10 protein-coding genes are annotated in these 13697 nt (G+C 62.2%); 7 read left to right on the forward strand and 3 right to left on the reverse strand.

All coding sequences use genetic code 11. The annotated features are described in order from the left end of the window. A partial coding sequence (locus tag AX681_RS14340) for a thiamine pyrophosphate-binding protein (RefSeq protein ID WP_066682425.1) occupies positions 1-1468 on the forward strand: 1468 nt, incomplete at its 5' end. Here the strand turns inward: AX681_RS14340 and AX681_RS14345 are convergent. Continuing rightward, positions 1449-2699, reverse strand: coding sequence for an MFS transporter (locus AX681_RS14345; protein ID WP_231733825.1), 1251 nt, complete (start codon positions 2697-2699; stop codon positions 1449-1451). The two genes, AX681_RS14340 and AX681_RS14345, sit on opposite strands and share 20 nt — an antisense overlap. Before the next feature lie 304 nt (positions 2700-3003). Here AX681_RS14345 and AX681_RS14350 point away from each other — a divergent pair, with 304 nt between their 5' ends. From AX681_RS14350 to AX681_RS14365, 4 genes are all read left to right on the forward strand, one after another. Continuing rightward, on the forward strand, positions 3004-5880 hold the full coding sequence (locus AX681_RS14350; RefSeq protein WP_197422031.1) for a TonB-dependent receptor plug domain-containing protein: 2877 nt from the start codon (positions 3004-3006) through the stop codon (positions 5878-5880). 176 nt (positions 5881-6056) lie between these two features. Then, the gene (locus AX681_RS14355) at positions 6057-7118 is read left to right on the forward strand and encodes an ABC transporter substrate-binding protein (protein WP_156442896.1); all 1062 of its coding nucleotides are present in this window, start codon (positions 6057-6059) and stop codon (positions 7116-7118) included. 34 nt (positions 7119-7152) lie between these two features. Further along, positions 7153-8004: an amidohydrolase family protein gene (locus tag AX681_RS14360; RefSeq protein ID WP_066663625.1), complete on the forward strand. Its 852-nt coding sequence runs from the start codon at positions 7153-7155 to the stop codon at positions 8002-8004. Between the two features lie 19 nt (positions 8005-8023). After that, positions 8024-8860, forward strand: a complete 837-nt coding sequence (locus AX681_RS14365) for an ABC transporter permease (RefSeq protein WP_066663632.1) — start codon at positions 8024-8026, stop codon at positions 8858-8860. Positions 8861-8923: 63 nt separating this feature from the next. Here the strand turns inward: AX681_RS14365 and AX681_RS14370 are convergent, their stop codons facing one another. After that, on the reverse strand, positions 8924-9919 hold the full coding sequence (locus AX681_RS14370; RefSeq protein ID WP_066663634.1) for an ABC transporter substrate-binding protein: 996 nt from the start codon (positions 9917-9919) through the stop codon (positions 8924-8926). A gap of 17 nt (positions 9920-9936) precedes the next feature. After that, positions 9937-11172: a LysR family transcriptional regulator gene (locus tag AX681_RS14375; protein ID WP_066663636.1), complete on the reverse strand. Its 1236-nt coding sequence runs from the start codon at positions 11170-11172 to the stop codon at positions 9937-9939. A gap of 405 nt (positions 11173-11577) precedes the next feature. On the opposite strand from AX681_RS14375, the gene AX681_RS14380 reads away from it, so the two are divergent. Beyond that, positions 11578-12669: an ABC transporter substrate-binding protein gene (locus tag AX681_RS14380; protein WP_231733826.1), complete on the forward strand. Its 1092-nt coding sequence runs from the start codon at positions 11578-11580 to the stop codon at positions 12667-12669. Continuing rightward, positions 12666-13691 (forward strand): amidohydrolase family protein, encoded by a 1026-nt coding sequence (locus tag AX681_RS14385; RefSeq protein ID WP_066663643.1) that lies wholly within the window; start codon positions 12666-12668, stop codon positions 13689-13691. Before AX681_RS14380 ends, AX681_RS14385 begins: the two co-directional genes overlap by 4 nt. Positions 13692-13697 lie beyond the last annotated feature (6 nt).

Genomic DNA, 13697 nt, shown 5'->3' on the forward strand with positions numbered 1-13697 from the left:
GAGTGGGGGCGGGGCGACCTACATTTTGCCGGGCGTGATCGAGGCGAATGAAAGCTCGGTGGCGTTGCTGTCGATCACGTCCGATGTGCCCGTCACGGCGCGCGGCCGCTATCCGCTGACTGAGCTCGACCAGAAGGCGCTGTTCCGCCCGCTGACCAAATGGAATGCGATCGCCGATCATGTGGGGCAAATCCCGCACCTGTTCCGCGCCGCCTTTCGCGCGATGACCACCGGACGCCCCGGTGCGGCGCATATCGGACTGCCTTATGACTTGCAGAAGCAGGCGCTCGACGCGGGCGAGGTGTGGGCTCAGGCCGAGCATGGCCGCTTCCCCGCGTTCCGCACCGGCCCCGATCCCGATCATGTCGCGGCGGCCGCCGAGATACTGCTCTGGGCAAAACGGCCGGTGCTGGTCTGCGGTGGCGGGGCGATCCTGTCCGGAGCGACTGCCGAGCTGATCGCGCTGGCCGAATTACTCGACGCACCGGTCGCTTCCACCGTCAGCGGACACGGGGTCATCCCTGACGATCACCGGCTCGCCGTCGGGGTGGTCGGCGCCAATGGCGGGACCGTGGAGACGCGCGAGGTGGTCGCGGGGGCGGACATGGTGGCGTTCATCGGCTGCCGCGCGGGATCGACGACCACCGAGCATGGCGAGGTTCCGGGCCGCGACGTGCCGATCGTCCATATCGATGTTGATCCGATGGTGGTCGGCGCCAATTATCGCGTCGAGGCGGGGGTGATCGGCGACGCGAGGTTGTGCCTGTCCGCGCTGCTGGTCGAAGTCGCAAGCCGGCTGGGTGGCAAGACGCGCAGCAGCGATGTGGGAGAGCGGCTCCGAGGACTGCGCGAAGCGAAGCGCGCGCGTTTCCTCAGGCTGGCGCACTCGGCCGAGCGCCCCATCCGCCCCGAGCGCGTACTCGCCGCGATCCAGAAATCGCTGCCGACGGATGGCATCGTCGTCGCCGATCCGGGCACGCCCTGCCCCTATTTCTCGGGCCATTTCGATTTCAACTCGGTTGGCCGCCGCTTCATCACCAACCGTGCGCATGGCGCGCTAGGATTCTCGCTTCCGGCGTCGGTGGGTGCCGCATATGGGGCGCCGGGGACCAAGGTGGTGGCAGTGATGGGTGACGGCAGCTTCGGCTTCGCGGTCGGCGAGCTGGAGACGATAGTACGCAAGCAATTGCCGATCACGTTGGTCGTCTTCTCCAACGCATCGTTCGGCTGGATCAAGGCCAGCCAGAAGGATGGCTATGGCAGCCGCTATTTCTCGGTTGACTTCGACCGCACCGATCATGCCCGCGTGGCCGAGGCCTATGGCGTGAAAGCCTGGACTGTCGCCGATCCCTTGGAGTTGGACGCGGTAATGGCCAAGGCGATGGCACATGATGGGCCAACCCTCGTCGATGTCATCTCCCAACCACTGGAGGAATCGGCGGTGCCGGTCAGCCGCTGGATGGGTTGACGTCGAACGTGCGGGCATGTCGCAGCTCCGGGAATAGCCGCGCCCACAATAGAGTCACCGCAAGGGCGCCGGCGCCACCGGCGACGACTGCGGCCACCGGTCCGATCAGTGCGGCTAGAAAGCCCGATTCCGCCTCGCCCAGTTCGTTCGAAGCGGAGATGAATAGAGTCGATACCGCTCCCACGCGCCCGCGCATCGCATCGGGAGTCGAGAGCTGAATCAGCGACTGGCGGACATAGACCGAGAACATGTCCGCCGCGCCGAGCGTCACCAAGCAGGCGAGCGACAGCGGCAGCCAGCGCGACAGGCCGAACCCGATCGTCGCCACGCCGAACATCGCGACCGACCACAGCATCTTTTCTCCGACGCCGTTACGGAGCGGCGCCCAGGAGAACCAGAACGCCACCGCCATTGCTCCGACTGCCGGTGCTGCCCGCAGATGGCCCAGTCCCAGGGGTCCGACCTGTAATATGTCGTATGCGAAGACCGGCAGCATCGCGGTCGCCCCGCCTAGCAGCACCGCAAACAGATCGAGCGAGATCGCGCCCAGCACCAGTCGGTTGGCGCGGACAAAGGCAAGGCCTTCGATCATTTGCCGCCAGGGATTGCGGCAGCGGTCGATTTCGGTGCGCGGTACCGGGCGGATCATAAAGGTGCAGAACAGCGACACAGCGAATAGCGCTGCGCTCACCGAATAGGGTGCGGAGGGCGCAGCCGCATAAAGATAGCCGCCCGCCGCCGGCCCGAGGATCGCGCCTACACGCGCGGCGATGGCGTTGGTGGCGATGGCGCGCGGCAGCACGGCTAGAGGCACAAGATTGGGGGCAAGTGCATTGAGTGCGGGCATCGAGAAGGCACGCCCAATCCCCAACAGGACGGCAATCGAGAACAGCGCCGGCAGGGTGATGTTTCCGCTTGAGTTGAGACACGCCAACACCCCGGCGCAGACCAGTTGCAGCGCAATGCACGCGCGGGAAATCCAGCGCCGGTCGACCCGATCGGCCACCCACCCGGTGATCAGGGTAAGCGCGAACAGTGGCAGGAACTGCAGCAACCCGACCAGTCCGAGCTGGAGAGCCGCCTCTTTTATACCCATCGTCTTGCGGGCTATGTCATAAACCTGCCAGGAGATGATCACGATCATCGAATTCTGTGCGATGGTCGAGCACAGGCGCGCCGCCCAGAAATGGCGGAAGTCGCGAAACGCGAATGGGTGCTGCTTGGATTCCACTCTGGCGCGATGCCCATGCATTCGCACGCCGCGCAACCGCCGCGCCCGCAAACCGATCGCTGCGCACAAAGTTGTGATTGTGCATAGAGCACCTGCGGCACGCAAAATCTATACAGGCGCTCCCGGAATGAATGTGGCTGCGGCGACCGGTCCTGTTAGCAGGAATGGCGTACGTTGCCTTTGCCATCCTGGGTCAGGGAAGGAAGTGAGCGCAGCGCTCGGTCGTGGAAACTGCTGGCGGCACCTTTGGACTACTCGAAAAATCGGGGGTCGCGCCGCTGGCCCAGGGAGAGTTCTGAAGGCCATGAAAACCCTAAAAATCGCGTCAATACTGCTTGCTGGCACCAGCATGATCGTCGTCAGCAATTCAGCGGCTGCGCAGAGTCAACCGACCGATGAAACCGCCGAAGCCGCGGAGCGCATCGCGGAAACCAAGGCGTCATCGGATCAAGAAATCACGATCACCGGCTCGCGCATCGTCAGGAACGGCGACAACAGCCCTTCGCCGATGACCGTGGTAGGTGTGAGCGAAGTGCTGACGACAACGCCCGGCGTTTCGCTGGCCGAGGCCCTCAACACGATCCCGGCATTCTCGGGCTCGCGTCAGAGCACTTCCAATCCGACCAATACCGGCGCCCAGTCCGGTGGAAACGGCGCGGCGAACGCCCTGAACCTGCGAAATCTGGGCTCAACGCGGACGCTGATCCTGCAGGACGGCAGGCGCGTTCCGCCAACATTGTTCAACGGACTGGTCGATGTCGACATCATCCCGCAGATGCTGATCGATCGCGTCGATATCGTCACCGGGGGCGTTTCGGCGGTTTACGGGTCCGACGCGGTTTCCGGTGTGGTCAACTATATCGTGAATCGGAACTTGCAGGGCTTTCGCGGCATGGCAAGCGGCGGAATCTCGCGATACAGTGACGACGCTCGTTACAATATCGGCATGGCCTATGGTGCCAATCTCGGTGACCGCCTTCATGTCGAGGCCAGCTACGAATATCGCGTCGAGGAAGGCGTGTTCAGTCGAGCAAGCCGCCCATATCTCAACCAGGTGGGCGTAACTGGCAACGGTACGGCCGCTAATCCTTATGTGCTGCAAACCAACCTGCGTCAGGCGGGTTTCCCTTTCGGCGGTCTGATTACCAATGGCGCGCTCGCCGGGAGGCATTTTTCGTCGAACGGCGTGCTGACCCCGTTCGTTGCCGGCACGGCCACTGGGACGTCGGGCGTACAGGTGGGCGGTGACGGTGGCTATTTCGACGGCAGCCTGATCAGCCGCAGCGAAGCCCATCAGTTTTTCGGACGGGCCGACTACGACCTTACGGACTCGGTACACGCCTTTGTTCAGTTCTCGGGCAACATCAAGAAGAACGACAGCGATGGCGACGCGGCGCTGCTGACGAACGTGACGATCAGCCGAACGAACGCTTTTCTGCCGGCTTCGGTCCAAGCGCTGATACCGACGACCCAGTCCACCTTCACCTTCAGCCAGATGCTCAACCAGGTCCCGGAAGCCCATATGGGCGTGAAATCGGACCAATATGTGTTCGTTGCCGGCCTTGACGGCAAACTGGGCGGCTGGAAATGGGCCGCGGATTATTCGCGTGGCGACACCAAGCTGAGGAGCGCGCTGTCGAACAACGTGAACCGCCAGAAACTATCGGCGGCGCTCGACGCGGTCACGAGCGGCGGCCAGATCGTCTGCAACGCGTCCCTGACCAATTCTGCCTATGCGGGATGCGTGCCGTTCAATCCCTTTGGTCCTAACGCGGCCAGCCCGGCCGCCATCGCATATATCACCGATACGGTAATCTACCGCACCCACACGGTTACCGACAACGTTTCCGGCCAGCTGAGCGGCAGTGTGCTGGAGGGGTGGGCGGGTCCAATCGGTGCGGCGCTATCGGCAGAATGGCGGCGGATCGGCTTTACGTCCACCAGCACCTCTGCGCCTTCCGACCGCGCGGACTGCACCAGCTTGCGCTTCAACTGCGTGTCCAGCGGGGGCACGGCTACGCCGACGGCACTCAACGATTTCCAGTTTGGCGCGTCCCCGGATGGCCTCAGTCAGACAGTGTGGGAGGTTGCCGGCGAAGTTGAGGTGCCGATCCTCAAAGACATGCTCGTGAATTCGCTCAGCCTCAATGGCGCGGTTCGCTACACAAGGTACAGCACCAGCGGTAGCTACACGACCTGGAAGGTCGGGGGAGATCTGGAAGTAGTCGACGGCCTCCGGTTGCGGTTTACCCGCTCGCGGGACATCCGTGCGCCAACCCTGTACGAACTGTTCGCACCCAGCAATCAGACGATCGTTCGCTTCACTGACCGGCTCACGGGTGTGACCGCATCGGTCCCGCAGGTGACGTTGGCGAATCCAACCTTGACGGCGGAAATCGCCAACACGCTGACTGGAGGTGTTGTGTGGAAGCCGAACCGCACGCTCAGCTTCGCGGTCGACGCCTATCATATCAGAATTGGGAATGCGATCACGCAGGTAACCGGATCGACGGCGAATCTGCAGGACGCATGCTACGCCAGTGGCGGTTCGTCGCCATATTGTGCGCTGCAGATCCGGCCCAACGGCTTCAGCGATACGTCTACCTCAAATGCCGTCAGGCAGTGGCAGGTGCAGAATATCAACCTCTCCGAGATCGAAACCTGGGGGATCGATTTCGAAGCGAATTTCTCTTCCCGTCTGTTCGGGCGGCCGATCGCGGCCCGCGTTCTCGCCGCGTGGCAGCCCCATATCCGGTACATCCAGCCGGGCGTCGCTACCGTCGATCAGGGCGGTGTCGCTTTCGGTCCGCTGGGGCTCTACGCATCGCCGTCGGTGCGTATCAACGCCAATCTGCGCTTCGAGCCGATCGACAATCTGACGATCGACATCAACCAGCGGTGGCGCAACCCGATGAAGCTGGGCGGCGATCCGAACCAGGTCTGGGTCAGCAACCGCATGGGCAGCTTCGGCACCACCGCTCTGAACATCGCGTGGGACATCAACAAGGGCGAGCGTTCATCCTTTCAGTTCTACCTGAACATCCAGAATCTGTTCGACGCCGAGCCGCCGATCGGCGCATTCTCGGGCAACGGTTCGCGCGCGGGTCTTCGTGACGGCTTTGCCATCGGTGATGACCCGAGGGGGCGCTACTTCACCGCCGGCGTCAAGGTTACTTTCTGAGCTCGCTCAGCTAGCAGGCCTTCGGGAGACCCGAAACGAACCGGCCGGAAAGCAAATCCTGCTTTCCGGCCGGTCGCGCATCCGGCGCACTGCAATTTTCTTATAACCCGGACCCTACTACAGTTCGTGACCTCGGGCGCGGCCGGGTTACAGTCACATCACAAAGTTTAGGCTGATTGCACGGCCAGGCCGACCTTGGGGAGGTGGAGATGTTACCCGAAATTGACCGCCGCACAGCACTGAAAGGTGTCGCCGGCGCCGGGCTGATGGGCTTGCTCGGCGGATGCGGAGGCAAGGAGGCGGACGGTGGCATCCCCATCCGAATTGTCTCGAGCCAGGGCTCGCAGGTACTGACGATCCAGGCGCTGATCGAGCGCAAGGGCTATTACAAGGAATTCGGCATTTCGCCGGAGGTCCTTGCGGTCGCGTCCGGAACCAATCTGATCGGGCCCCTGCTCAATCAGAGGGCCGACATCTGCATCTTCGCGGGTTTTAGTCAGCTTCTCGCTGCGATCGAAAAGGGTGCAGATCTGAAGATTCTGGGCGGAGCCAGTATCAAGGGGCAGCAGGCGCTTTTCACCAAGGTGCCGGGCATCAAGACGGTGAAGGATCTGGAAGGGCACACGATTGGCGTCGGCGCAATCGGTGCCCAGCTGCATCAGGTCGTATCCGCCCTGCTCAAGAAGAAGGGCGTCGACGTTAACAAGGTCAAGTTCGTGGTGGTCGGCAACTCGGGCGACGTATTCCGCGCGGTGGTCGCCGGGCGTGTCGACGCCGGCAACGGCCAGGCCGATGTGCTCGCCAGCCTCGATCGCCTGGGCGTGCATATGATCTCGGACGGCGACTATGCGACCCAGCTACCAGAATATACCTGGCAGGCATCCTTCACCAGTACGGCCGCAATCAAGGAGCGCCGCGACGGGCTGGTTCGCGCCCTTGCGGTCTATTGCAAGGCATTCCGCTTCGTTCAGAATCCTGGCTCCGAACAGGATTTCATCGATGCTCAGCTCGCCGCGCTGTCCCCGCGCAACAAGGAAGAGGGTATCGCCGGTGCGAGGTCCCAGTGGAAATACCTGCAGGAACGTCGGATTTACGATGAGGATCTCGTGCTGAGCGAGGAACGGGTGGACTATATGCAGGAGCTCAACATCTCGCTGGGCGTCCAGAAGAAGAAGCTCCCCTATTCGCGGATCTTCGACACCTCGCTCGCTCAAGAGGCAGTCGCGAAGCTTACCTGATACCGCCCAGACAAGTCCGAGAGGTTGCTCATTCATGTCATTCGAAATCGTCGATATCCATCCGCACATCATTGCCGATGATACCGCCCGCTATCCGTCGGGTCCGCTGCGCGGGAAGCCGTCGGCATGGTCTGTGGAGCGGCCGCAGACTTTCGAGCAACTGGTCGCGGAAATGGACGCGGCCGGAGTCGCCAAGGCGGCGATCGTCCAGGCATCGACCTATTATGGATTCGACAACAGCTATATCGCGGATTCGATTGCCAAGGATCCCAAGCGCTTCACCGGCGTGTGCACGATCAATGTCTTTGCCGAGGACGCATTAAAGACGCTCGAAGGCTGGCTGGCCAAAGGCTTTTCGGGGCTGCGTATTTTCACCGGCGGCGCCACCCACAGCACAGATGAAACGCTGCTTGCCGATCCCCGCTCCTATCCCGTGTGGGAGTATGCCGCGGAAAACCGCATCCCGATATGCGTGCAGACCGCGCCTGTCGGTTTGCCCAATGTAGTGAAACTACTTGAACGTTTCCCGAACACGATCACCGTGCTTGATCATATCGGTCGGCCCAAGCTCGACGATGGGCCCCCTTACAAGGACGCCCAAACCCTTTTCGAGCTGGCGCAATACGACAATCTGGTACTCAAGCTCACCCCGCGCAGCTTCACATTGGCCGAAGGCGGGCTGTCCACCCCCGAAGCATTCTTCCCGGCGCTGGTCGCCGCCTTCGGCGCGGACCGGATCGCCTATGGTTCGAACCTACCCGCCAATGAGGGCCCGATGACGGCGCTGGTCGATCAAGCAAAGCGGGGCCTCGCCTCGCTGAGCGAGGACGATCAAGCCCAGATTCTCGGCGGCACTGCCAAGCGCCTCTATCCGGCGCTGGCATAAGCGATTGAAGGAGCGAGTGATGGCGAATACATTATCACCAGGTGCCGCGAGCGCCCACAGTATCGATCCCGCACTCGACGAGATCGAAGAAATCAAGCCGCTCGACGAGAAGGAGAATTTCTGGCCGATCCGGCTGGTCGCCATTGTCAGTTTCCTGGGACTCTGGGAAGTCCTTGGCTCCTACGTCGTCGATCCGCTGATGCTGTCGGCACCGTCGAAGATCACGGAGGCACTGTTCGATCTGCTGGTCTCGGGCGAGTTGCTCGACGCACTGTACCAGAGCGCCACGACCCTGATTTACGGTTTCGTGCTGGCGACCGTCATTGGCATCCTGCTTGGAATGTTCATCGGCCGGTACCGCAAGGTGGAAGCCGCAACCGACTGGCTGGTCAATGGGCTCTATGCGACGCCCCTGGTCGCGCTCGTTCCCCTGGTAACCCTCTGGTTCGGGCTCGGCTTCTCAGCCAAGTTGTTCATCGTCTGCATCATCTCGGTGTTCCCGATCCTGATCAACACGGCCAGTGGCGTGCGCAACGTCGGCGCGTCGCTGTTGGATGTCGGCAATGCCTTTGCGGCCGACGAACGCCAGACCTTCGTCAAGATCATCCTGCCGGCGTCGATCCCCTATATCATGACGGGCATCCGCTTGGGCATAGGCCGGGCGATCATCGGCATGATCGTTGCGGAGTTCTACACCTCGGTCGGCGGGCTCGGGGCGCTGATCATGAAGTTCGGCAACCAGTACGACACTGCGGCAATGTTCGTACCGATCCTTACCCTGGCGCTGATGGGGGTGCTGCTCACCACCATCGTGCGCAAGGCCGAGGCCGCGTTCGAACCGTGGAAGGCGAGCTGAGGACAGTCGGCTCGACCGAAGGCGATGCGGCCCGCTCTCGAAAGAGGGCGGGCCGTTGTTCTTTCAGAGAAGCTCCCGTGCCCGGAGCGCCGGGCCCATCGCCGCGACCGCATCAAAGGGTAACGCTTTGGCCTGCAGCCCGACCTCGACATTGAGTGATTGGAGATAGTCCACCCGCTTGACGCTTAGCCCTGGCGAGCGCCCATAGGGCTGGTGCTTCTGAATGAAGTTCCAGACTGCCTCAGCCTCTGTTGGATCAGGTTGACCGGCGGCCTTGCGCCGCGCTTCCAGGTAGGCCAGCTTCGAGCCTGGGCTGGAAAGATAGCGGAAGAGCCGCGAATAGGCCGCCAGGCAGCGCGCGACCGCTTCTGGCTTGTCGCGGATCGCGCGAAGCGAAGCATAGGCAGGCTGATAGGTATAGTCCGGCAGTTCGCGCCACAGTTCGCCACCGGCGACCACTCGGGCGCGGGAATCCGACACGCCTGCAATGCCGCTCAGGCCGGCATCGACCGTGCCCGAAAGCACTGCTTCCAGTACCTGCGCGTTGCTTCCGACATTGACGAACTCGACGCTCGCCGGATCGACCCCCTTCTTGCGTAACAGCGCGACCGTAAGGATGTGGAGCAGCCCCTTGGTGGCACCGATGCCAATGGTGCGACCGGCGAGATCCTCGACCCGTGCCACCTCCATGGAGTACAGCGCCAACGCCGGCTTTTCCATCGCGGAGCCGACCAGCCGTAGTTCCTTGCCTGCTTCGATCGCCGGCAGCACCCCGACGAAACCCGAAATCATGCATACATCCGCCTGATCGGCGAGCAGCGCTTCCATCGGTGCAGAGATGGTCCTGCCCTCGACGATTACCGCGTCGAGTGAGAGCTGATCGAACAGGTTAAGATCGACGATCATCTGCTGGAGAGTGGCATTTTCCGAGCCCTGATTGCTGGCGACGCGGATAGCGTAACGCCTGCCTCCGGCGAGCACCGGTCCGCCGACCAGCCATGCAGAAGCAGCGGCGCCGGCGAGGAAACCGCGGCGCCCGATCATCAAATTGTCGGTCATCTCTATCCTCAGAAAGCTCAGCTCGCCTCGCGGAACAGCGGCATCACTGCGGCATCGGTCACATGCTTGCGCACCAGGTCGATGAATGCCTGGTGGAGCTGCGTCGGGAGCCAGCCGGCTCGCATGGTAATGCCGATTGCGGGAGCGGGCTCGATCGGACCGAAGGGCACTGCAACGAGTCGGCCATCCTCGTGGAGCAACTCGTAGGTGGTCATCAACGTCAGCCTGTCGCTGCCCGTTAGGAGGTGACGGATGACGGGCAGTGCGCAAGTGGCGATCGACGCGTTCGGCCCTGGGCCGCCTGCGAAGAGCCGCTCGAAGCAGCCGCGCCGCGCCGCGCCGGGTGTGCCGACCACCCAGTCATATTCGAGCAGATCTGCCACCGTCACCTTGCCCTTGCGCAAGATCGGATGTCCGCGCTGCGCGACAATCGTGTAGGGCGTTTTGGCCAGTGCCTCGTTGCTTAGATCCCGAGCGGTGGTTTCCTGCACCAGCCCGAGCACGAAATCGACCGCACCCGCGCGCAAGCTCTTAAGCATTTCCGACGCGCTTTCGTTGATGATGCGTATTTCAGCGGTCGGATAGGCTTTCACGAACTCGTCGAGCACCGATGCTAGCAACACACTGCCGCCGAAGGGCATGGCACCGATCGAGATCTGACTATTGAAGCTCCCGCGCGCCGCCTCGATTTCCTTGATACCCCATTCGATTTCCTGGGTCGCTAGCTTCATACGGCGGCCCAACTCGATACCGGCAGGCGTGACCATCACGCCTGCTGCTGTGCGGTAGTAGAGTGGCTTGCGGAGGTTGCCTTCCAAGTCGCGTGCTGCACGCTGGAGCGAGGCCTGGCTAAGGCCAAGCGCTTCCGCCGCCTGTCCGAACGATCCGGTCTCGACGATGGCGATCAGACTGCGCGCTTGCGACTTGGAGATGCGCTTGGCGATCATCGGGGCGGAAGCCACAGGCAAGCCGAGCTCGACCAGCGCCTCCTCCATCTGCACAAACAGCCGCGTAGTGCGGCGATGAAATATCTTGCCCAGCTCGTTGAGATAGGAGCCGCTGGCGCGCCGCTCGAGCAGAGTCACGCCGACTTGCTGCTCCAGCTTGGCCAACGCCTGGGTCACCGCAGGTTGCGAAAGATTGCATTCCTCAGATGCTCGGCGAACGCTGTCCAGCCGTCCAACACTTTCGAAGAGCTTGAGCTGCCGAAAGCTGAGCGACGCTGCCCGCGCCTCGGGGTCCATGTAGATCATTTTTCTGCCTCTCCTGCCAAGCTGGATAGCAAGAATTTATCTCACCTGAAACAGGACGGGCGATATGCTGCAACGCGAATATGATCGCCTGAAATAGCCATTCCAAAGGCGCGGTGCTTGCATCGTCTGGAATGCTCGCCTCTCGCGATACGCGAATTAATACAGATATATAGCACCAACCTGGCATCGATGACGCGACTTCGATTACGGCTGACCACATCTAGTCGCGCCTGCGAAATCGTGGGGAAAGCAGCCGTTCAAAGCAGGCAAAACCACTCTCAATGAGCGCAAAACTTATCGCCCCAAAGCTCAATATCTGTCGCCCGCTTTGCGCCTAACTTATGCGGCACGCCCACTGCGACACCCGTGGCAGGCCGATAGGAATTGCGCTGCAGAGTCCAAGATATGCGCTCTGCCCCGTTGCCCTGGCGGTACAGTCGGCGCTTTGTGCAGGGGAAGCGGATCGAAAGCGGACGCTGTCGGCGCTTTCGCCGAGCGTATTCCAGGGAGAGTCTCGTGGCGGAAAAGGTAAAACTGAAGATCGCGATCGCGGATCATCCGCACACCGTGGCGATCAAGAACGGATCGATCCCGATCAGGGGCGTGGAGCCCGAATTCATCACGGTGAAGCCGCAGATCGGCGCGTTCCGCCGGATGGTCCGCGATGTCGAGTTCGATGTCTGCGAGCTGGCGCCGACCACCTATATCATTGCTCGTGCCTATGGCGCGCCGTTCGTGGCATTGCCGATCTTTGTGGTGCGTCGCTTCCACCATGCGGGCATGTTGGTGCATCCCGGCTCCGACATCAAAACGCCCAAAGATCTGGAAGGAAAGCGGGTCGGCGTGCGCGCCTATTCAGTCACGACCGGCGCCTGGATACGCCAGGCGTTCATCGACGACTACGGGCTCGATCCTTCCAAGGTTACCTGGGTGGTCGATGACGAGGAGCATGTAACCCAGCTCGAGCTGCCGCCCAACGTCATCCACGCCCCCGAAGGTCGCAGCCTTGCCGACATGATGGCCGCAGGTGAGCTGGACGCGGGCGTGGAAGCGAATGCCGGCATCGGCCGCACCGGAAACCCAACCGGGGGCTGGCAGGAAGTCGAGGCCGACTATCCCGACCTGATCCCCAATGCCGCTGAGGTAGAGGCCGACTATTACCGCCGCACGGGCGTCTATCCGATGCACGGCACCATTGTGGTCAAGGACTCGGTGCTCGCCGAGCATCCATGGGTTGCCCAGTCGCTGACCGAAGCCTTTACCTGCGCCAAGGAGGAATGGCTGGCCCGTCTCAATTCGGGAGAGGAGACCGGCAAGGGCGCAGACAAGTATCGCAAGCTCCAGAAGATCGTCGGCACTGACCCGCTTCCCTATGGCATCGAGGTGAACCGCCCCACCATCGAGGCCCTTGAGAAGACCGCTTTTGACCAGGGGCTTACCCCCCGGCGCATGTCGATCGACGAGTTGTTCGTCGATGTCGAGAAGGTGACGGCATGATCATCGATTGTCACGGCCACTTCACCACCGTCCCGACGTCGTTCCGCGACTGGCGGACGAAGCAGGTCGCATTTGCGGACGATCCGGCCAATGCCCCGAAACCGGAGGAAGGCGCGATTCTGAGCGACGATCAGATTCGCGAAGGAATCGAGGGCGGCCAGCTCAAGCTCCAACAAGAGCGCGGCAGCGACTTGACCCTATTCTCGCCGATCGCAGGGCTGATGAGCCACCATCTCGGCAACGAGCGCACCAGCCTCGAATGGGCACGGGTCTCGAACGACAATGTGAAGCGCGTCACCGAGCTGTATCCGGACAATTTCGTGCCGGTATGCCAGCTGCCGCAATCGCCCGGCGCGCCACCTGCAAACTCGGTGCCTGAGCTGCGCCGCTGCGTCGAGGAACTCGGGTTCGTCGGCTGCAACGTGAACCCGGACCCGACGGGGGGCTATTGGACTGGCAAGCCGTTCACCGACAGGGAATGGTATCCGCTGTTCGAGGCGATGTGCGACCTCGACGTGCCGGGCATGGTGCATGTCGCGGCATCGTGTAACCCCAATTTCCACGGCACCGGCGCGCACTACATCAACGCTGACACCAGCGTGTTCATGCAGATTCTCCAGTCGAACCTGTTCAAGGATTTCCCGTCGCTGCGGCTGGTGATCCCGCATGGCGGCGGCGCGGTGCCCTATCACTGGGGACGCTATCGCGGCATGTCGCTCGAGATGATGGACCGCCCGCTTGAAGGGCTGCTCGACAACATCTTCTTCGATACCTGTGTCTACCACCAGCCAGGCGTCGAACTGCTGACCAAGGTCATCCCCACGGACAATGTATTGTTCGGCTCGGAGATGATCGGGGCAGTGCGCGGGCGCGACCCCGATACTGGCGAATACTTCGACGACACCAAGCTCTATATCGACGCGCTGCCGCTGTCGGCGGAGGACAAGGCCAAGATCTACGAGGGCAATGCCCGCCGCGTCTATCCGCGCCTCGACGCGCAGCTCACGGCCAAGGGCCTCTGACACCAA

Source organism: Sphingomonas sp. CCH9-E2, from assembly GCF_001557215.1.
Lineage (GTDB): Bacteria > Pseudomonadota > Alphaproteobacteria > Sphingomonadales > Sphingomonadaceae > Sphingomonas.